This window comes from Microbulbifer maximicatervae (SeqCode) (assembly GCF_052467225.1).
In genome coordinates this window covers 4,006,183-4,025,189 of the sequence record NZ_CP174303.1, presented here as the reverse complement: position 1 = coordinate 4,025,189, position 19,007 = coordinate 4,006,183, and the positions used below count along the sequence as shown (strand labels likewise).

The following is a 19,007-nucleotide window of genomic DNA, read 5'->3' as shown; positions in this document are numbered from 1 at the left end:
GCTTGAGTGCATCCGCCAGAGATGTTGAGTTGTAAAGAAAATATGAGTGATACAAACGGGTTGCCACCAGTAGTTACCATTGATGGTCCCAGTGGTTCGGGTAAGGGGACCATTGCAAAGCTTTTGGCTGATCGCCTGAGCTTTTCCTTGTTGGACTCCGGGGCCCTTTATCGGGCTGCAGCTTTGGCCGCAGTTAATAAGGAAGTTGACCTCTCCAATGACAAGTTGCTGACCGAATTGGCGAAAGATCTCGATGTGCGCTTTACCGTGAGTGCCGGTCAGTTGCAGGTGTGGCTGGAAGAGAGTGACGTCACCGCAGATATCCGTATGGAGCGGGTAAGCATGGCTGCTTCCAAGGTTGCGGCAATTCCCGGTGTGCGGGCAGCGCTACTGCAGCGCCAGCGGGACTTCCGCCAGCCCCCCGGCTTGGTTGCCGATGGTCGGGATATGGGCACTACCGTGTTTCCCGACGCGCCGGTCAAGGTTTACCTAACCGCCAGCGCTGAGGAGCGCGCTAACAGGCGTTTCGCTCAGTTGCAGGAGAAGGGGGTTTCTGTTAGCCTCCGCGACCTGCTGGAGGACATCCGTGCCCGAGATGCACAGGATATGAACAGAAAAGCCTCCCCCCTGGCTCCCGCTGAGGATGCGGTTGAGCTGGATAGTACGGGGGTGAGTATCGATGAAGTCCTCCGAAAAGTGCTCGATTTGGTTCAGGACCGTATTTCACCCTGAAGTTCGGGCAGTAAATAGTTTTCTAACGACAGCGGCCGGGATCAGCCAGAATCGCCCGGCCGTTATCGTAATCCGACCCGCGTGCTGGCAGCGCGGTTGGGGTCGCGGCTGGCGGTTGACTAGACTTAACAGTTACCAACGGCTGGACCCAGCACTATAGGTAATGTAATGAGCGAGAGCTTTGCTGATCTATTTGAAGAGAGCCTGAAAAGCGTTGAAATGGCACCGGGCGCAATTGTTACTGGTGTTGTAATCGACGTAGATAAAGACTGGGTTACCGTTCACGCGGGCCTGAAGTCTGAAGGCGTTATCCCTGCTGCACAATTCGCCAACGATAAAGGTGAAGTTGAGCTGCAGGTGGGCGACGAAGTACAGGTTGCCCTGGAAGCTGTAGAAGACGGTTTCGGTGAAACCCGTCTGTCCCGCGAAAAAGCCAAGCGCGCTGAAGCCTGGAAAATCCTCGACGCAGCTCACGCAGCTGACGAAGTGGTTAAAGGTGTTATCAGCGGTAAGGTTAAAGGTGGCTTTACTGTTGATGTTGCCAATATCCGTGCGTTCCTGCCCGGCTCTCTGGTTGACGTTCGTCCGGTTCGCGACACTGCGCACCTGGAAGGTAAAGAGCTCGAGTTCAAAGTTATCAAGCTGGACTCCAAGCGCAACAACGTAGTTGTTTCCCGCCGCGCCGTTATGGAAGCTGCCACCTCCGAAGAGCGTGAAGCTCTGCTGGAAAGCCTGCAGGAAGGCATGAGCGTCAAGGGTATCGTGAAGAACCTGACCGACTACGGTGCTTTCGTAGACCTGGGCGGCATCGACGGCCTGCTGCACATCACCGATATGGCTTGGAAGCGCATCAAGCACCCGAGCGAGATCGTGAACGTTGGCGACGAGATCGAAGTAAAAGTACTGAAGTTCGACCGCGAGCGCAGCCGTGTATCCCTGGGCCTGAAGCAGTTGGGCGAAGATCCTTGGGTATCCATCAAGCAGCGTTACCCAGAGAACAGCCGCGTGAAGGCGGTTGTAACCAACCTGACCGACTACGGCTGCTTTGCCGAGCTGGAAGAAGGTGTGGAAGGTCTGGTACACGTTTCCGAAATGGATTGGACCAACAAGAACATTCACCCGTCCAAAGTTGTCCAGGTTGGCGACGAGGTAGAGGTGATGATTCTGGATATCGACGAAGAGCGTCGTCGTATCTCCCTGGGTATCAAGCAGTGCCAGGAAAATCCGTGGGATGCCTTCGCGCGTAAATTCGCTAAGGGCGACAAAATCTCCGGTAAGATCAAGTCCATCACTGATTTCGGTATCTTCATTGGTCTCGACGGCAGCATCGACGGTCTGGTCCACCTGTCCGACATCTCCTGGAACGAAGCTGGCGAAGAAGCTGTTCGCAAGTTCAAGAAAGGCGACGAAATCGAGACTGTTATCCTGGGTATCGATTCCGAGCGTGAGCGCATCTCCCTGGGTGTCAAGCAGTTGGAGTCCGATCCGTTCTCCGACTACGTTACCACCAGCGATCGCGGCAGCATCGTTGTAGGTACTGTTAAGGAAGTTGACGCTAAGCAAGCAGTAATCATCCTGGCGGACGAAGTAGAAGGTGTACTGCGCGCTTCTGAAATCAGCCGCGACAAGGTTGAAGATGCTCGCAACGTTCTGAAAGAAGGTGAAGAAGTAGAAGCTAAGATCACCAGCGTGGATCGCAAGAACCGCGTGATCAGCCTGTCTATCAAAGCCAAAGACCAGGACGACGAGAAGCAAGCTATCAAGGATCACAGCAAGAAGCAGTCTGAACAAGTTCAGCCCGCTACTATCGGTGACCTGATTAAGGCGCAAATGAACAACAAAGACTAATTGTCTTTGAGTGTTCACAGCTCCAAATGGATCATTTGGAGTGACCCGAAAGCCGGACTGGGGTTGCCCAGTCCGGCTTTCTATTAGATGATTGGTGCTCTACTCCAGAATAATCAATGACTTACAAAGGTTGCGGAGCGCATGACCAAGTCCGAACTGATCGAAAGGATTGCGTTGAGGTTGGATCAGCTGCCAGTTAAGGATGTAGAGCTGGCGGTAAAAGTGGTGCTCGACACCATGTCAGATGCCCTGTCCCAGGGTGAGCGTATAGAGATACGCGGCTTTGGTAGCTTTTCTCTTCACTATCGAGCCCCGCGTACGGGCCGGAATCCCAAAACTGGGGACGCGGTTGATCTCGCCGGGAAATATGTCCCGCATTTCAAACCTGGCAAAGAGTTGCGCGACAGAGTGAATCGAAGTATGCACGATGAGGCGAGTATCGAAGTATGATTAGATTCCCTGGCAGCAGTATAAATACTGCCATTAATCGGGGTGAGCTTCGTCGTTAATCGATAAAGTTTTTTGTGGAACGTGGAGGTTCCCTTGTCATTTTTGCGTTGGCTGACACGCATCGTCTATGGGGTCGTCGCCCTGCTTTGCATCGCTTTGGGGGTTTATTTCGCAGTTGCCAATTCGGAGACTATCAAGCCAAATATTGTGGGCTATCAACTGCCGGCGGGAAGTGTAGGCTTTTGGTTGATTGGTTTCTTGTTGCTGGGGTTGTTGCTGGGTTTTGTCGTTAGCCTGCAGCCTGTTTATGCCAAGCGTCGCCAAGTGCGGTCGCTCGAGAAGCAATTGAAGAAAATGGAGCGGGAATTACACACCGCCCACCGCAAGGCTTCTGGAGACTGATTTGCTCGATTTTACCTATTTCTTTTTCCTGCTTGCGGCAATCGCGATCGGCTGGGTGCTGGGGCGAGGCAGCGCCAAAAAGAAAGTGGCGGATTATAGTGAGCAAGAGCATGCGCTGGTGAGGTCTTACGCCCAGGGCTTAAACTATTTATTGAGTGAGCGCCATGACGATACTATTGATAAATTTATTGACTCTTTGGAAGTAAGTCAGGCTACTTTTGATACCCACCTGGCTCTTGGTAGTCTGTTGCGCCGAAGAGGGGAGTACGATCAGGCGATCCGAGTCCATCAAAATTTACTCGGGCGCCCGAGCTTGTCCAGGGTTAGTCAAAACAAAGCTCAACTTGAACTTGCCTGTGACTATATTTCTGCTGGCTGGCTGGATAGAGCTGAGCGCCTGCTGCAGGAGTTGGTTGAGACCTCTCAGGAGTTAAAGGCTGTTAGCCTGGAGCGTCTGATTGAAGTCTACCGGGATGAAAGGGAGTGGGCTAAAGCGATTCACGCTGTAAACCTATTGCATGGCCGACGGTTCAAGCGCCTCTCGGCTGACTGGGCCCCGGTTCAGGCTCATTTTTGTTGCGAATTGGCAGAGGAGTCAATAGCGGCAAAGGATTACCTAAGTGCGAGGAAGCATATCGATTCTGCTCTGAGTTATGAGCGCAGCTCAGTGCGGGCAAATTTGCTGTGGGGTCGCCTCGAATATCTGCTTGGCAAGCCGAGAGAGGCGATCAAGGTTTTGCAGCGGATTCCCAAGCAGAGTCCAGACTATATTCCTGAAATCCTTGAACTGTTGATTACTTGTTATGGGGATTTAGGGGATGGCAAGGGGTTGGATCGCTATCTTGAATCCCTGTTGAAAGAACACCCCTCTAATAGTGTATTGATTGCCCTGACTGAGCGTATTCAGCAGCAGGATAGTGAGGCTGCGGCGGCCGCATTTATGGGGAAGCAGCTGGCGCTGCGCCCATCGTTGAGGGGGTTGGGACGCTTTCTCGATCTGCATATAGATAGTACGGAGGGTAGGGCGAGAGAGAATCTCTCTTTGCTCAAGACGCTAATTGATCAGCTAATAGCGAGCCGCCCTCACTACCGGTGTAGCAATTGTGGGTTTTCGGGCAATCAGTTGCACTGGTTGTGCCCGAGCTGCAAACACTGGGATTCGGTACGCTCCGTTAAGGGGATTGAGGGCGAGTAAAGTAATGACTGTCCTGTTCATCGGGCTGAGGGCCTGGTCGGGGCGGCTTTTGAAATGAATGAGGTTTTTCTTGCAGTCTAAAGTTTCTTCTCCGGTTATCGTTGCTCTGGATTACGACAATGCTGAGTCTGCGCTGGCAATGGCAGATCAGCTCGATCCGTCGCTGTGTCGGGTCAAAATTGGTAAGGAGCTGTTTACTGCCGCTGGTCCAGACCTGGTGAAAACGCTGGTTGACCGTGGCTTCCAGGTATTTCTGGACCTTAAATTTCACGATATCCCCAATACTGTTGCAAAGGCCGTTAAAGCTGCTGCGAAATTGGGGGTATGGATGGTTAATGTTCACGCAAGTGGCGGTGAGCGGATGATGTTGGCTGCCGCCGAGGCCCTGCGGGAATTTGGCGAAGATAAGCCTCTATTAATTGCGGTTACTGTACTTACCAGCACAACTGCAGAGGAACTGGCTGCAGTTGGTGTGGCTGCTCCGCTGGAAAAGCAGGTGTTGCACCTGGCCTCTCAAGCTAAATCCTGCGGTCTCGACGGTGTAGTCTGCTCCGCACGGGAGGCCCAACTGCTGCGAAGTGAATGCGGAGCCGGTTTCTCCCTGGTGACGCCGGGAATTCGTCCCGCGGGCTCTGATGCCGGGGATCAGCGACGCACTTTGACGCCTGCTGAAGCTTTGGCGCAAGGTTCTGACTATTTGGTTGTGGGTCGTCCCATCACCGCGGCTCCTGAACCTCTAGCGGCCCTAAAGTCAGTACTGGCTGAAGTGGCAGATTAGGATGGTTATCTTGCTTCGTAGCTTGTAATGATGTGTAATTAGGCCTGAGCCGACAGAAAGTCGCCTGTTGATATCATGGCATTGCTTAGGGGAGGTAATTGCAGTCCCAAAGTGAAACTGATAATTCACTGGGAGTTGACCATGAAATTGACCTACCGATTGTTTTCTGTTGTTTTTGCACTAGCTGTTTCGCTCTTTCTAAACCCCTCTATATATGCAGAGGAGTTGGAGAGTGTTGATGCCAAGGAAGTTGTGCTGTCAGTCAATGTTAATAGTGCTTCAGCCATTGAGCTTGCTGAGAAATTGGATGGCATTGGCGAGGCGCGAGCGCAGCTGATAGTTGAGTATCGAGAAGAGCACGGCCCGTTCACATCTGTAGAGCAGTTGTTGAATGTTAAAGGTGTAGGTGCAGCAACCCTGGACAAGAACAGGGGTATAATTCGGCTCTGAAGATTTACGGGTCCCGACTGGTAGGTCCATAGTTGCCTCCGGTCGGGGTTTTGAGTTGATAGACAAGAGAGTCGCGATAGATGAGCCCCCTTGGTACCATTCAACTGCTTTCCCCGGTAAAATGTAATACTTGGATTACATTAGTCACAAAGCCTCGTAATTTATTGTGTTCTACCCCCCGCTCTGATCTTCCTTTAATCATTAGCGAATGTTCTCTGCTTGGACTACCTCTAGGGTTTTCCTTCAGGGCTGTGTAAATTGTAATTGCTTGCGATGCAAATATTTGTCTGTGTTAAGAGTGGCTGGAGGGATTGGTTTGCGTGAAAGTGATAAGGGGTTGGTTGGTTGAGTAGTGTGGCTTGGGAGTGGGTAATTCCACTATTGCTTGCTGTGGCTACAAGCTACGGCGCTACATCGGTGTTTATTGTAAGAATGCGCAATTTTGCGCTCGACATACCAAATAATCGTTCGATGCACTCGGTGCCGGTTCCTCGTACAGGTGGGTGGGCTTTCCTGCTTGGCTGCTTGGTCGCGGTAGTTGCTAGCCCACTTGATTTGTCTCCGCTGGTGTTGGGAGCGTTTGCGTTACTGTTAGCTGTGTCCGCCCTGGATGACTTGAGGAGTGTAGCTATACATTTTCGCTTTTCAGCTCATCTTCTGGCGGTAGCCTTGCTGTTAATTGCACTACCGGGAAGGTTGGACTGGTGGCTCTACCCAATATTCATTTTGGCTGGAGCCTGGGCTATCAACCTCTATAACTTTATGGATGGGATGGATGGCTTGGCGGGGTCAATGACGCTTGTCGGCTTTTCTTCTCTGGGGTTGGTTTGCGCTTTAAATGGAGATGCTGAGCTAGCTTGGCTCTGTGCATTGCTGGCTGTATGTGCGTCTGTTTTTTTGGTCTTCAATTGGCCTTCGGCGAAGATTTTTTTGGGTGATGCCGGTTCAACAGGTATAGGTTTGGCGGTGGTTGCTCTCAGTTTGTATGGCTGGCAACGGGGAGCGTTTGAGCTTTGGATGCCGGTGCTAATATTTGCACCTTTTTGGCTGGATGCTACTTATACGTTATTAAAGCGAATGTTGGGCGGTCAGCGTTGGTGGGAGGCTCATCGCGAGCACTTTTATCAAAGATATGCGATTCGGGTTGGAGCAAAAAAAGCGCTCGTTGTGCAGTTGGGCGTGATGGTGCTCTTCTCTTCAGCGGCATTAGCAGTTGCCGTACTTGAGAAGGTCTGAGTAGCCTCTGTAGAGGATGGTTTTTTGTTTGTAGGTAGATTCCGGGGAGTCATGTGACAAGGGTTTGGCGAGGCGTAAAGAGAATCCAAAAGCCGGTATTGATGTTGGCATTTGATATGCTGATGTTAAGTTTGGCCTTTCTGCTGGCTATGGCAATCCGGCTCAATGGTGTCGCACAATTTCTTGAGTGGCGAATGTTTGCCTGCCTGGGCTTAACGTTAGCCGCTACTAGTTTTATTTTTCTTCGGCTAGGTTTGTACCGGACAATTATCCGGTACATGGGGCAAAAAGCTATTATTGCGGTTCTGCAAGGGGTAACCCTTTCTGCAGTGATGCTGGCGCTCTTTTCCTACTTGACTACTGCAGGGGTTCCTCGTTCTGTCCCTGTGATCTATTGGTGCTTTGCATTTATTGCCGTGGGTGGGTCCCGCTGGTTGGTCCGCCTTTACTATCAGACAGCGCTTGAAATTCATAAAACCCGGGTGGCCATTTATGGTGCTGGTACTGCGGGTCTGCAAATGTATAAGGCGTTGGTTCATGGGCAGCTATATAAGCCCGTTGCTTTTTTTGATGATAACGCCTCCAAACAAAAGACATTTATTGATGGGCTGCTCGTGTATAACCCCGCAGACATTCTTGAAGTGGTTGCGGGTAAAGATATAGCAGAAGTTATTTTGGCTATGCCGGGAGTGCCCAGGCGCCGCCGCAGGGAGATAACCAAGGCGCTCAGAGAGCGAGGCCTGGTGGTAAAGGCCATTCCTGGAGTGGAGGAGCTGCTCGACGGTGTGGGGCGAGCAGAGGATGTTTCGCAGACCTATGAAAATATCCTGGGGCGCGCTCCTGTTGAGCCGCAAAAGGAGCTAGTTTCTGGCTCCATCAGTGGCAAGGTGGTTTTGGTTACTGGTGCTGGTGGGTCCATCGGGTCAGAATTGTGCAGGCAGATATCGCAATGGAAGCCTGCCAGGTTGGTTGTTGTTGAGTCCTCTGAATATGCTCTCTATCAGATAGAGCGCGAGCTGCGACAGCAGCATCAGGATGACGGGGTCCAGTTTGAAGTAACTGCGCTGCTTGGCGATGTGCGTAACACTGAGCGTATGGCGGAAATCATTCAGGGCTTCTCCGTGCATACAATTTACCATGCGGCCGCATACAAGCATGTGCCCTTGGTTGAGCAGAACGTTGTTATTGGTGCCGACAATAATGTTCTGGGCACTCTCTCTGTACTTGAGGCTGCGGAGCAGTGTGGGGTTGAGCAGTTTGTGCTTATCTCTACTGATAAGGCTGTCCGGCCAACCAATGTTATGGGGGCCACTAAAAGATTTGCTGAGCTGATTTGCCAGGATTTTGGTCGCCGCTTCAACAAGATGCGTGTGTGTATGGTCAGGTTTGGTAATGTTATCGGCTCTTCCGGCTCGGTAATTCCCTTGTTCACGGATCAGATCAATGCCGGTGGTCCGGTAACTGTGACCCACTCAAAAGTAACCCGTTACTTTATGACAATTCCCGAAGCGGCTCAGCTGGTATTGCAGGCTGGGAGTATGGGGCGCAACGGGGATGTATTTGTTCTCGATATGGGTGAACCGGTTCGCATCTACGATCTGGCTGAGCGCTTGATTCGTTTGATGGGGCACACGGTAAGGGATGAAGAAAACCCTGATGGTGATATTGAAATTCAGCTCACTGGACTGCGCCCTGGGGAGAAATTGTACGAAGAGCTGTTGTTGGGGGATAACGTGCTGGGCACGGACCATCCAATGATTATGCGCGCCGAAGAGGAGCGTCTCGATAGCGAGGCTTTGCAGCTCCTGGTTTCGGATCTTAGGGATGCGTGCGGCTCTCATGATTGCGAGCAGGTCCGCAGGATTCTATGTCGGGCAGTAAAAGGCTATTCACCCAAGCAGGGGCTGGTCGATGTTGTCTGGTCGAGGCAGGGGCAGGTGCGAAAACCAAGTGGAGGAGCGACGGTAGAGAGGTTGCCGTTAGTTGGGGAGGCTGGCTCCCGCTAGCTGGTTATTTTGAGCGGCTAACCAGTACGGCTGGCCGCTAGCTCTATGCAGATTAAAAAACATTTGAACAGAAAAGAAAAAGCCCGGATAGATGGAATCTATCCGGGCTTTTGTTTGGCTCCGCCTGCTGGGCTCGAACCAGCGACCCAATGATTAACAGTCATTTGCTCTACCAACTGAGCTAAGGCGGAATTTAATCTAATTTATAGAGCGCAAATTAAGCTGCGCTTTGAAATTTGGCTCCGCCTGCTGGGCTCGAACCAGCGACCCAATGATTAACAGTCATTTGCTCTACCAACTGAGCTAAGGCGGAATATCTTTTCGGCTGTGCCGTTGAGATGGCGCGTATATTATAGAGCACTTCCGAACAGGTCAACCCCTTTTTTCATCTTTAACTAATTGATTTGTCAGGAAATTATTTTTTGGGGTCATGCGCAAAATGCCGCAGGTCAGAGTTAGGAAGGGTAGGACGCTATTCTCTTGTAATTGTGGGTCGTATGACGACAGCCTACAATCCTGTGTTGCATGAATGATTAAGCGGTTGGGGGAAGTGTATGGAGTCGCGACCTTTTAAGGTGGAATCCAAGTATCAGCCAGCGGGCGATCAGCCTCTGGCGATAGAGCAGTTGTCAGAAGGGATTGATGATGGTTTGAGCCATCAAACGCTACTGGGTGTTACCGGTTCGGGTAAGACCTTCACTATGGCGAATATTGTTGAGCGCCTGCAGCGGCCGGCCATTGTGATGGCTCACAATAAAACGCTGGCGGCTCAGCTCTACGGTGAGTTTAAAGAGTTTTTCCCGAAGAATGCGGTGGAATATTTTGTCTCTTACTACGACTACTACCAGCCGGAAGCTTACGTTCCCTCTTCGGACACCTTTATCGAAAAGGATGCATCCGTAAACGAACATATTGAGCAGATGCGCCTCTCGGCCACCAAGGCACTTATAGAGCGGCGCGATGTGATTGTGGTCGCCACAGTTTCGGCAATTTACGGTTTGGGTGACCCCGACAAGTATTTGAAGATGGTACTGCATTTGGATCGCGGTGATCTCGTTGATCAACGCACTATCCTCAGGCGTCTGGCTGAACTGCAATACACCCGCAACGATGCAGATTTCCGTCGCGCCACTTACCGGGTGCGCGGCGATATTATCGATATTTACCCGGCAGACTCTGATTTGGAAGCGGTGCGCCTGTCTCTTTTTGATGAAGAGATCGAAGAGATCACTATATTTGACCCGCTCACTGGAGAGCAGCTCAAGAAGGTGCCTCGGGTCACTATCTTTCCCAAGAGTCACTATGTTACGCCGCGAGAGACCATCGTCAGTGCTATCGATGAAATCAAAGATGAGCTGCGAGGGCGCCTGGAGCAACTGCGTGGCAACAACAAGCTGGTCGAAGCGCAGCGGCTAGATCAGCGTACCCGCTACGATGTGGAGATGATGCAGGAGCTTGGCTACTGCAATGGGGTGGAGAACTATTCCCGCTACCTCTCCGGTCGCGAATCTGGCCAGCCGCCCCCCACGCTGTTCGATTACTTGCCCAGCGATGCACTGCTGTTTATCGATGAAAGCCATGTAACGGTGCCGCAAATTGGCGGCATGTATCGCGGGGACAGGTCGCGAAAGGAAACCTTGGTGGAGTATGGCTTCCGGCTGCCGTCGGCGCTTGATAATCGCCCCCTTAAATTTGAGGAGTGGGAGGGCTTGGCGCCCCAGACGGTCTTTGTCTCTGCGACTCCCGGCCCTTACGAGCAGGAGAATGCAGGGCAAGTGGTCGAGCAGGTGGTTCGCCCGACCGGCCTGGTGGACCCGGAAGTGGAAGTTCGCCCAGCATTGACCCAGGTAGATGATGCCCTGTCTGAAATTCACCGTTGCGTGGATGCCGATCAGCGGGTGCTGATTACCGTATTGACCAAGCGGATGGCGGAAGACTTGACTGAATACCTCTCCGAAAGTGGTGTCCGCGTCCGCTACTTACACTCCGATATTGATACCGTCGAGCGGGTAGAGATTATCCGGGACCTGCGTATCGGTGAGTTTGACGTGCTAGTTGGCATTAACTTGCTGCGAGAAGGCCTGGATATGCCGGAAGTTGCCCTGGTGGCAATTTTCGATGCCGATAAAGAGGGCTTCCTCCGTTCCGATCGCTCGCTGATTCAGACCATTGGGCGGGCTGCGCGAAACCTGGAGGGGAGGGCGATTCTCTACGCGGACAAAGTCACCGGTTCTATGGAGCGAGCACTCGAAGAGACTCGTCGTCGCCGCGAGAAGCAGTTGGCCTTTAATGAGGAGCACGGCATTACCCCCAAGGGTATCCGCAAGAGTGTGGCGGATATTCTGGAGGGAGCGGTGGCCCCCGGCGTACCCAAGAAAGGGCGCCGCAAAGTTGCCGAGGGTAAAGGCGAATACAAGGTGGATGTTGAGGCCCTTACCGATAAGCAGCGCTGGGCCCGAATTGCCGAGCTGGAAGAGCAAATGTACCAGCATGCGAAGAACCTGGAATTTGAAGCAGCAGCAAAATTGCGTGATGAGATTACCCACTTAAAAGGTGTGGAATAATCCTTGCTGAAGGGCGGGACTTGGATCTACATTTTGATAGTCCCGCACTGCCTTGTTGGTGCTTGGTCGCTCTTAAAAAATTTTACACAAAAGTTCAGTAAGTTGTTGAAAACACTGAAAAGCGGTGCTAAAGTTCGCGCTCTTCACAGCACAGGGTTCCCCCGCTGTAGAGCTTTAGACCCGTAGCTCAGTTGGTTAGAGCGCTGCCTTGACATGGCAGAGGTCGGCGGTTCAAATCCGCCCGGGTCTACCACCTTTCAAAAGGATGGATTGCCCATCCCGATCAAGAGTTCCATGAAAAAATTCATGGATAGTTTCATGCGGTCTTTGGTAGGGATCGCCACTGAGAACAAAGGATAAACAATGCCCGTTGTTACTCTCCCCGATGGTTCCCGTCGAGAATTTTCTGCTCCGGTTTCCGTACACGATGTAGCCGCTGATATCGGCCCAGGTTTGGCAAAAGCCGCACTTGCTGGCGTTGTAGACGGCAAGGAAGTCGATACCAGTTACGTTATTGATACCGACGTAAATCTGGCAATTATTACTGATCGTCAGCCCGAAGGCCTGGAAGTGATCCGTCACTCCACAGCGCACTTGCTGGCACAAGCAGTTAAGCAGCTGTACCCGACAGCCCAGGTCACCATTGGCCCGGTTATCGAAAACGGCTTCTATTACGATTTTGCCTACGAGCGCCAGTTTACGCCGGAAGATCTCGAGAAGATCGAAGAGCGTATGGAAGTGCTGGCCAAAGAAGACATCACTGTCAGCCGCCGCCTGATGCCGCGCAAAGAAGCGGTGAAATATTTCCGCGAAATGGGCGAAGAGTACAAGGCTGAGATTATCGACAGCATCCCCAGTGATGAAGATATTTCTCTCTACCGCCAGGGCGACTTTGAAGACCTGTGTCGCGGTCCCCACGTACCTTCCACTGGCAGGTTGAAAGCGTTCAAACTGACCAAAGTGGCCGGTGCCTACTGGCGTGGCGATTCCAGCAATGAAATGTTGACCCGTGTTTACGGCACTGCCTGGGCCAACAAAAAAGAACTGAAAGCTTACCTGCGTCGCATCGAAGAGGCAGAGAAGCGCGATCACCGCAAGTTGGCGAAGAAATTTGACCTTTTCCATATCCAGGAAGAGGCCCCCGGCATGGTGTTCTGGCACCCGAACGGCTGGACCATTTACAGCGCTATCGAGCAGTACATGCGTCGCCGCCAGCGCGAATTCGGCTACAAAGAAATCAAGACTCCGCAGCTGGTAGATTTCAGCCTGTGGCGAAAGTCTGGTCACGCCGATAAGTTTGGCGATGACATGTTCACCCTGACCAGTGAAGAGCGTCAGTTCGCCATTAAACCGATGAACTGCCCTTGTCACGTACAGGTATTCAATCAGGGCCTGCGCAGCTACCGCGACCTGCCGTTGCGTCTGGCGGAGTTTGGCTCCTGTCATCGCAGCGAGCCCTCCGGTTCCCTGCACGGCCTGATGCGCGTGCGCGGCTTTGTACAGGATGATGGCCATATCTTCTGTAGCGAAGACCAGATTCAGTCAGAAGTTTCTGACTTTATGGATCTGCTGCACTCCGTTTATAAGGATTTCGGCTTCCAGGACGTTATCTACCGTCTCTCCACTCGCCCGGAGAAGCGCGTAGGTTCCGATGAGAGCTGGGATAAGGCTGAAAAAGCCCTGGCCGACGCACTGGATGCCGCTGGCCTGCCGTGGGAAGAGCTGCCGGGTGAAGGCGCTTTCTACGGACCGAAGATCGAATTCTCCCTGAAAGACTGCCTCGGCCGTGTATGGCAGTGCGGTACCATTCAGGTGGACTTCTCCATGCCGGGCCGCCTGGATGCCCAGTTTGTAGCGGAAGATGGCTCGCGCCAGTCCCCGGTAATGCTGCACCGCGCAGCCCTGGGTTCCTTCGAGCGCTTTATCGGAATCCTGATTGAGCACTACGAAGGTGCGTTCCCCACCTGGCTCGCGCCGCAGCAGGTGGCGATCATGAATATCACCGATCGCCAGGCCGAATATTGTCGCAATTTGCAAGATCGTTTGGGTGAGCTGCAATACCGCGCCACAGCTGACTTGAGAAACGAGAAGATCGGCTTTAAAATCCGCGAGCACACGCTTCAGCGTGTTCCTTATCTATTGGTAATTGGCGATAAGGAAGTAGAAAGTCAGACCGTGGCAGTACGTACCCGTAGCGGTGAAGATCTTGGTACAATGACGTATGAGTCATTCCTCGAGATCCTCGAGCAAGACGTGAATCGTCGCGGTCGTTTGACAGAAGATAATGCATAACAACTTGGCAACTGGGAGACCATAGCTATTAAACGAGACACTAAGGGACGGTCCAAAAAGGCCCGCATAAACGATCAGATTGAAGCGTCAGAACTCCGCCTGATAGGCGCTGATGGCGAACAGGTAGGCATTGTCTCCCTGGATGAAGCGCTGGAAGCTGCACAGAAAGCTAGCTTGGATCTCGTTGAAATTGCCTCGGACTCCACGCCGATAGTCTGTAAGATCATGGACTACGGCAAGCACGTATTCGAAGCTAAAAAAGCTAAGAATGCCGCCAAGAAGAAGCAGAAGCAGCAGCAGATCAAGGAAATGAAATTCCGCCCGGGCACCGATGTCGGTGACTACCAGATCAAGCTGCGCAACCTGGCCCGCTTCCTGGAAGCGGGTGACAAGGCCAAAGTATCCCTGCGTTTCCGTGGCCGCGAAATGGCTCACCAAGAGCTCGGCATGGAAATGATGCAGCGCATCGAAAAGGACCTTGAAGAGCTGGGCACCGTAGAGCAGCGACCGAAAATGGAAGGTCGTCAAATGCTGATGGTGATTGCTCCGCTCAAAAAGAAAAAGTGAGGTTTGGGGAAGTCATTCCCGGGATCTCCTTTGAGAAGTGGTTGGGCGACGGCTGCCTCCCCACTCTCGCAGTGCCGGTAACTTCGGTTGTCGGCAGTTACTAAAGGTGCCTGTTTTACAGGCGAATATTAACTTTGGAGTACAAAATGCCGAAAGCAAAGACTCACAGTGGCGCTGCCAAGCGCTTCAAGAAGACGGCTGCGGGCTACAAGCACAAGCACGCTAACAAGAGCCACATCCTCACCAAGATGACCACCAAGCGCAAGCGTCAGCTGCGTGGCACTCAGACTATGAACAAGTCTGATGCTGGACTGGTCGATCGTATGCTGCGCGCCAAGTAATTGGCCCAAATCGCAAAGGTTTAAGAGGATAGAAGTATGGCCCGTGTAAAACGTGGTGTAGAGGCGCGTCGTCGTCACAAGAAGATTCTGAAGCAGGCTAAAGGTTACTACGGTGCGCGTTCACGCGTATTCCGCGTTGCCAAGCAGGCAGTAATTAAAGCTGGTCAGTATGCATACCGTGACCGTCGCGTTAAAAAGCGTAACTTCCGCGCTCTGTGGATTACTCGTATTAACGCCCAGTCCCGTGCTGAAGGCCTGAGCTACAGCCGCCTGATCGCAGGTCTGAAAAAAGCGGACATCGCACTGGATCGCCGTGTACTGGCTGATCTGGCTGTTTACGATAAAGTCGCTTTTGCTGCCGTAGTTGAAAAAGCTAAGGCAGCCCTGGCAGCGTAAGCTGTCACTTCAGTTGTAAAACTGAATACTCAAAATAGGGAAGGGCTGTAGTGGCCCTTCCCTATTTTTTTATGGAGTTTCCGCTATTTTTTACCGGTGGCGGTGCCTGGGGAAATTCCCTCCGGTACAGAAAGTACCGGCCGAACAAAGCAGAAAAAATTAATCGAAGTTGGATTCAAACGGGAACAGTTCGATGCAAGATTTGCAGTCCCTCACCGAGCAGGCTATGGAGCTGGTGGAGAAGGCCGATGGCCTCGCCGCACTGGATCAGGTGCGTGTTGATTACCTGGGCAAAAAGGGCCAGCTGACGGCACTGCTGAAAGGCCTTGGCAAGCTGTCGGCTGAGGAGCGTCCGGCGGCGGGTGCCAAGATCAACGAAGCCAAGCAGCAGGTTCAGGAAAAAATTAACGCGCGCCGCAATATGCTGGAGCAGGCCGCCATCAATGCGAAGTTGGCCGAAGAGACCATTGATGTCACTCTGCCGGGGCGCGGCGAAGAGCAGGGCAATGCCCACCCCATCACGCGCACCTTAAAGCGCGTGGAAGAATTCTTTGCGAGCATTGGCTTCTCTGTTGAGAACGGCCCGGAAGTCGAACAGGACTACTACAACTTCGAAGCGTTGAATATTCCCGCGCACCACCCCGCGCGCGCGATGCACGACACCTTCTACGTGGACCCCACCACCGTACTGAGAACCCACACCTCCTCAGTGCAGATCCGCACCATGGAGAAAAAGTCTCCACCGCTGCGAATTATCTGCCCGGGCCGCGTATACCGCTGCGACTCCGATGTCACCCACTCGCCCATGTTCCACCAGGTAGAAGGCCTGGTAATCGGCGAGAACATCAGCTTCGCCCACCTGAAAGGCACCATCGACCAATTCCTGCGAGCCTTCTTCGAAGCGGAAGTACCGGTGCGTTTCCGTCCGTCTTACTTCCCGTTCACCGAGCCTTCCGCAGAAGCGGACATCCAGTGTACCGCCTGTTCCGGTGAAGGCTGCCGCGTATGTTCCGGCACCGGCTGGCTGGAAATTCTCGGCTGCGGCATGGTGCACCCGAATGTCTTCGCCGCCTGCGATATCGACAGCGAAAAATACTCCGGCTTTGCCTTCGGTATCGGTATCGAGCGCCTCGCCATGCTGCGCTACGGCGTAAACGACCTGCGCTTGTTCTTCGATAACGATCTGCGCTTCTTGAAACAGTTCTAAGCCAAGTGACAGCGCGAATGGCAATGGCCCTTCGCAACAGCAGTCGAATTGTGGAGGCCTGGGAGGCGAAATAGCCCCAGGCGAAATGCGCACCAAGTTGCGCTGACGGAATACAGAAAGAGATCAACTATGAAAATCAGCAACTCCTGGTTGCGGGAATGGGTAAACCCGGAACTCACCACGCAGGAACTGGCCGATCAAATCACCATGGCCGGCCTGGAAGTGGACGGTATAGAAAAAGTTGCGGGCGATTTCTCCGGAGTGGTTGTCGGTGAGATTGTCGCCTGTGAACAGCACCCGGATGCGGACAAGCTGCGCGTGTGTAAAGTGGCGGGCCACCCCGACGGTGAAATGCAGGTTGTGTGTGGTGCTCCCAATGCGCGCACCGGAATCAAAATTCCTTTTGCCCTGGTAGGCGCCAAGCTGCCGGGCGATTTTAAAATCAAGAAAGCCAAGCTCCGTGGTGTAGAGAGCTTCGGTATGCTCTGCGCACAGACCGAACTGGAACTGGGCGAAGACAATGACGGTATCTGGGAACTGCCAGAAGATGCACCCACCGGTACCGATCTGCGTGAATACTTGCAGCTGGACGACGAGACCATTGAAGTGGATCTCACCCCGAACCGTTCCGACTGCCTCGGTGTTGCCGGTATCGCTCGCGAAGTGGGCGTACTGAATCGCTGCGCCGTTCAGGGCCCGGAAGTTGCTCCGGTACCCCAGCAGATCGACGAGAGCATGCCCGTATCCTTGCTGGCCGAAGCCGCCTGCCCGCGCTACGTAGGTCGTGTCATTCGCAATATCGATATCAAAGCGGTAACGCCTCTGTGGATGCAAGAGCGCCTGCGTCGCAGCGGCCTGCGCAGTATCGATCCGGTAGTGGACGTAACCAACTACGTACTCCTGGAACTGGGCCAACCCATGCACGCCTTCGACCTGGAAAAACTTTCCGGCGGTATCAAAGTGCGTATGGCAGAAGCTGGTGAAGAGCTGACCCTGCTGGACGGCCAGGAAGTCAAACTGAAAGAGGGCACCCTGGTAATTGCCGATGAGGAAAAACCTCTGGCGATGGCCGGTATTATGGGTGGCCTGGATTCCTCCGTTACCGCAGGCACCCAGCATATCTTCCTGGAGAGCGCCTTCTTCAGCCCGCTGGCCATTGCCGGCAAGGCTCGCTCTTACGGCCTGCACACCGACTCCTCCCACCGTTTCGAGCGCGGCGTGGATTACCACCTGCAAGAGAAATCGGTAGAGCGCGCTACCCAGCTGCTGCTGGATATCGTCGGCGGTGAACCCGGCCCGGTACACGTGCGCGAGCTGACTGAAATTATGCCCGCCGAGCGCCATATTACCCTGCGCCGTGCGAAAGTAGAGTTGGGTCTGGGCATCAAACTGGCCGATGATGAAATCGTCGATATCCTCACCCGTCTGGGCCTGGAAAAAATCGACCAGAACGACGAAGGCTGGACCTTCCTCGCTCCCAGCTTCCGTTTCGATATCGCCATCGAAGCAGACCTGCTGGAAGAGCTGGCCCGTGTATACGGCTACAACCGTATCCCCAGTGAAAGCTTTACTGCCGAACTGGAAATCGCCCCGCGCCCGGAGAGCACCATTGCCCAGGACAACCTGGAGCAAACCCTGCTGAGCCGCGGTTACTACGAAGCGATTACCTTCAGCTTTATCGATAGCGACAGCGCCGCACTGTTTGATCCGGAAGCCGATCCTGTGGCCCTGCAAAACCCGATCAGTGCTGAGCTGGCGGTTATGCGCACCACCTTGTTGCCGGGCCTGTGCAAAGCGTTGCAGTACAACCTGAATCGCCAGCAAAACCGCGTGCGCCTGTTTGAAACCGGCCTGCGCTTTGTGCCGGGTGCAGAATTGCACCAGGAGCAAATGATTGCCGGGCTTGCCTACGGCAGCCGTTACGCAGAAAACTGGACTGGCAGCAAAGACGCCGTGGACTTCTTCGACGTGAAAGCCGATGTAGAAGCCCTGTTGGCTCGCACTGGTGTAGCCGATGAATTCCGCTTTGTCGCTGGCCAACACCCTGCGCTGCACCCCGGCCAAACCGCCAAGATTATGCGCGGCGACTGCGAAGTGGGGGTTATCGGAGCCCTGCACCCGCAGTTGCAGAAGAAGTTGGACCTGTCCAAGCCCGCGTTCGTATTTGAACTGAGCCTGGAAGCGATCGGCGAGGGCAAAACCCCCGCATTCCGCCCGCTGTCCAAGTTCCCGGAAGTGCGCCGCGATCTGGCCCTGCTGATTGATGCAGAGGTTCCTGCCGCCAGCCTGGTGGAAACTGCTGTCGAAGTTGCAGGTGAAACCTTGACGGACCTCAAGATATTTGATGTCTACCAGGGCAAAGGTATTGATTTAAATAGAAAAAGTGTCGCTTTGGGGTTGACGTTTCAGCATTCGTCACGCACCCTTAATGACGACGAAATCAATGCCGCTGTAGATGCGGTGGTCGGAAAACTAGAAGAAAAATATAACGCTAGTCTGCGCTAGTAGAGCATGATGCTCTCGGGTGCAGGCTGAATTGCACC

General features: G+C 53.3%; 16 protein-coding genes and 3 tRNA genes. 17 read left to right on the top strand and 2 right to left on the bottom strand.

What is annotated here, in order from left to right; genetic code table 11:
* Nucleotides 1-42 precede the first annotated feature (42 nt).
* The 9 genes from cmk to ACJJIZ_RS17260 all read left to right on the top strand — a co-directional run bounded on the left by cmk (nucleotide 43) and on the right by ACJJIZ_RS17260 (nucleotide 9,097).
* A complete protein-coding gene (gene cmk, locus ACJJIZ_RS17300; protein ID WP_444914265.1) occupies nucleotides 43-732 on the top strand; it encodes a (d)CMP kinase in 690 nt (229 codons plus the stop codon).
* A 168-nt stretch (nucleotides 733-900) separates the two neighbouring features.
* Nucleotides 901-2,580, top strand: a complete 1,680-nt coding sequence (gene rpsA / locus ACJJIZ_RS17295; RefSeq protein WP_444914264.1) for a 30S ribosomal protein S1 — start codon at nucleotides 901-903, stop codon at nucleotides 2,578-2,580.
* Between the two features lie 141 nt (nucleotides 2,581-2,721).
* The gene (ihfB, locus tag ACJJIZ_RS17290) at nucleotides 2,722-3,030 is read left to right on the top strand and encodes an integration host factor subunit beta (RefSeq protein WP_282932044.1); all 309 of its coding nucleotides are present in this window, start codon (nucleotides 2,722-2,724) and stop codon (nucleotides 3,028-3,030) included.
* A 93-nt stretch (nucleotides 3,031-3,123) separates the two neighbouring features.
* Nucleotides 3,124-3,432 carry a lipopolysaccharide assembly protein LapA domain-containing protein gene (locus tag ACJJIZ_RS17285; RefSeq protein ID WP_444914263.1) on the top strand — a complete coding sequence of 103 codons (309 nt, stop codon included), beginning with the start codon at nucleotides 3,124-3,126 and terminating at the stop codon, nucleotides 3,430-3,432.
* A gap of 1 nt (nucleotide 3,433) precedes the next feature.
* Nucleotides 3,434-4,627, top strand: a complete 1,194-nt coding sequence (gene lapB / locus ACJJIZ_RS17280; RefSeq protein ID WP_413662668.1) for a lipopolysaccharide assembly protein LapB — start codon at nucleotides 3,434-3,436, stop codon at nucleotides 4,625-4,627.
* 70 nt (nucleotides 4,628-4,697) lie between these two features.
* Nucleotides 4,698-5,405, top strand: a complete 708-nt coding sequence (gene pyrF, locus ACJJIZ_RS17275) for an orotidine-5'-phosphate decarboxylase (protein WP_444914262.1) — start codon at nucleotides 4,698-4,700, stop codon at nucleotides 5,403-5,405.
* A 141-nt stretch (nucleotides 5,406-5,546) separates the two neighbouring features.
* The gene (locus tag ACJJIZ_RS17270) at nucleotides 5,547-5,855 is read left to right on the top strand and encodes a ComEA family DNA-binding protein (RefSeq protein WP_444914261.1); all 309 of its coding nucleotides are present in this window, start codon (nucleotides 5,547-5,549) and stop codon (nucleotides 5,853-5,855) included.
* Nucleotides 5,856-6,209: 354 nt separating this feature from the next.
* Nucleotides 6,210-7,091, top strand: coding sequence for an MraY family glycosyltransferase (locus ACJJIZ_RS17265; RefSeq protein ID WP_444916219.1), 882 nt, complete (start codon nucleotides 6,210-6,212; stop codon nucleotides 7,089-7,091).
* 53 nt (nucleotides 7,092-7,144) lie between these two features.
* On the top strand, nucleotides 7,145-9,097 hold the full coding sequence (locus tag ACJJIZ_RS17260) for a polysaccharide biosynthesis protein (RefSeq protein ID WP_444914260.1): 1,953 nt from the start codon (nucleotides 7,145-7,147) through the stop codon (nucleotides 9,095-9,097).
* A gap of 115 nt (nucleotides 9,098-9,212) precedes the next feature.
* Here the strand turns inward: ACJJIZ_RS17260 and ACJJIZ_RS17255 are convergent.
* Nucleotides 9,213-9,288: transfer RNA gene (locus ACJJIZ_RS17255), tRNA-Asn, on the bottom strand.
* 46 nt (nucleotides 9,289-9,334) lie between these two features.
* Nucleotides 9,335-9,410: transfer RNA gene (locus ACJJIZ_RS17250), tRNA-Asn, on the bottom strand.
* Nucleotides 9,411-9,651: 241 nt separating this feature from the next.
* Here ACJJIZ_RS17250 and uvrB point away from each other — a divergent pair.
* The 8 genes from uvrB (at nucleotide 9,652) to pheT (ending at nucleotide 18,969) form a co-directional block, all read left to right on the top strand.
* Nucleotides 9,652-11,661, top strand: a complete 2,010-nt coding sequence (gene uvrB, locus ACJJIZ_RS17245) for an excinuclease ABC subunit UvrB (protein ID WP_444914259.1) — start codon at nucleotides 9,652-9,654, stop codon at nucleotides 11,659-11,661.
* A gap of 176 nt (nucleotides 11,662-11,837) precedes the next feature.
* Nucleotides 11,838-11,914 (top strand) — tRNA-Val (locus ACJJIZ_RS17240).
* Between the two features lie 110 nt (nucleotides 11,915-12,024).
* Nucleotides 12,025-13,953 carry a threonine--tRNA ligase gene (gene thrS, locus ACJJIZ_RS17235; RefSeq protein ID WP_444914258.1) on the top strand — a complete coding sequence of 643 codons (1,929 nt, stop codon included), beginning with the start codon at nucleotides 12,025-12,027 and terminating at the stop codon, nucleotides 13,951-13,953.
* A gap of 21 nt (nucleotides 13,954-13,974) precedes the next feature.
* Nucleotides 13,975-14,520: a translation initiation factor IF-3 gene (gene infC / locus ACJJIZ_RS17230; RefSeq protein WP_444916218.1), complete on the top strand. Its 546-nt coding sequence runs from the start codon at nucleotides 13,975-13,977 to the stop codon at nucleotides 14,518-14,520.
* A gap of 146 nt (nucleotides 14,521-14,666) precedes the next feature.
* On the top strand, nucleotides 14,667-14,861 hold the full coding sequence (rpmI, locus tag ACJJIZ_RS17225; protein ID WP_020413351.1) for a 50S ribosomal protein L35: 195 nt from the start codon (nucleotides 14,667-14,669) through the stop codon (nucleotides 14,859-14,861).
* Nucleotides 14,862-14,897: 36 nt separating this feature from the next.
* Nucleotides 14,898-15,257: a 50S ribosomal protein L20 gene (rplT, locus tag ACJJIZ_RS17220; RefSeq protein WP_108733840.1), complete on the top strand. Its 360-nt coding sequence runs from the start codon at nucleotides 14,898-14,900 to the stop codon at nucleotides 15,255-15,257.
* A 193-nt stretch (nucleotides 15,258-15,450) separates the two neighbouring features.
* Nucleotides 15,451-16,464 (top strand): phenylalanine--tRNA ligase subunit alpha, encoded by a 1,014-nt coding sequence (pheS, locus tag ACJJIZ_RS17215; protein ID WP_108733839.1) that lies wholly within the window; start codon nucleotides 15,451-15,453, stop codon nucleotides 16,462-16,464.
* Nucleotides 16,465-16,593: 129 nt separating this feature from the next.
* On the top strand, nucleotides 16,594-18,969 hold the full coding sequence (gene pheT, locus ACJJIZ_RS17210; protein WP_444914257.1) for a phenylalanine--tRNA ligase subunit beta: 2,376 nt from the start codon (nucleotides 16,594-16,596) through the stop codon (nucleotides 18,967-18,969).
* Nucleotides 18,970-19,007: the final 38 nt, after the last annotated feature.

Coding starts and splice junctions, on each gene's coding strand:
- thrS (WP_444914258.1), top strand. CDS start 12,025: ATGCCCGTTGTTACTCTCCCCGATGGTTCCCGTCGAGAATTTTCTGCT.
- rplT (WP_108733840.1), top strand. CDS start 14,898: ATGGCCCGTGTAAAACGTGGTGTAGAGGCGCGTCGTCGTCACAAGAAG.
- rpsA (WP_444914264.1), top strand. CDS start 901: ATGAGCGAGAGCTTTGCTGATCTATTTGAAGAGAGCCTGAAAAGCGTT.
- ACJJIZ_RS17270 (WP_444914261.1), top strand. CDS start 5,547: ATGAAATTGACCTACCGATTGTTTTCTGTTGTTTTTGCACTAGCTGTT.
- cmk (WP_444914265.1), top strand. CDS start 43: ATGAGTGATACAAACGGGTTGCCACCAGTAGTTACCATTGATGGTCCC.
- uvrB (WP_444914259.1), top strand. CDS start 9,652: ATGGAGTCGCGACCTTTTAAGGTGGAATCCAAGTATCAGCCAGCGGGC.
- ihfB (WP_282932044.1), top strand. CDS start 2,722: ATGACCAAGTCCGAACTGATCGAAAGGATTGCGTTGAGGTTGGATCAG.
- pheS (WP_108733839.1), top strand. CDS start 15,451: ATGCAAGATTTGCAGTCCCTCACCGAGCAGGCTATGGAGCTGGTGGAG.
- rpmI (WP_020413351.1), top strand. CDS start 14,667: ATGCCGAAAGCAAAGACTCACAGTGGCGCTGCCAAGCGCTTCAAGAAG.
- pheT (WP_444914257.1), top strand. CDS start 16,594: ATGAAAATCAGCAACTCCTGGTTGCGGGAATGGGTAAACCCGGAACTC.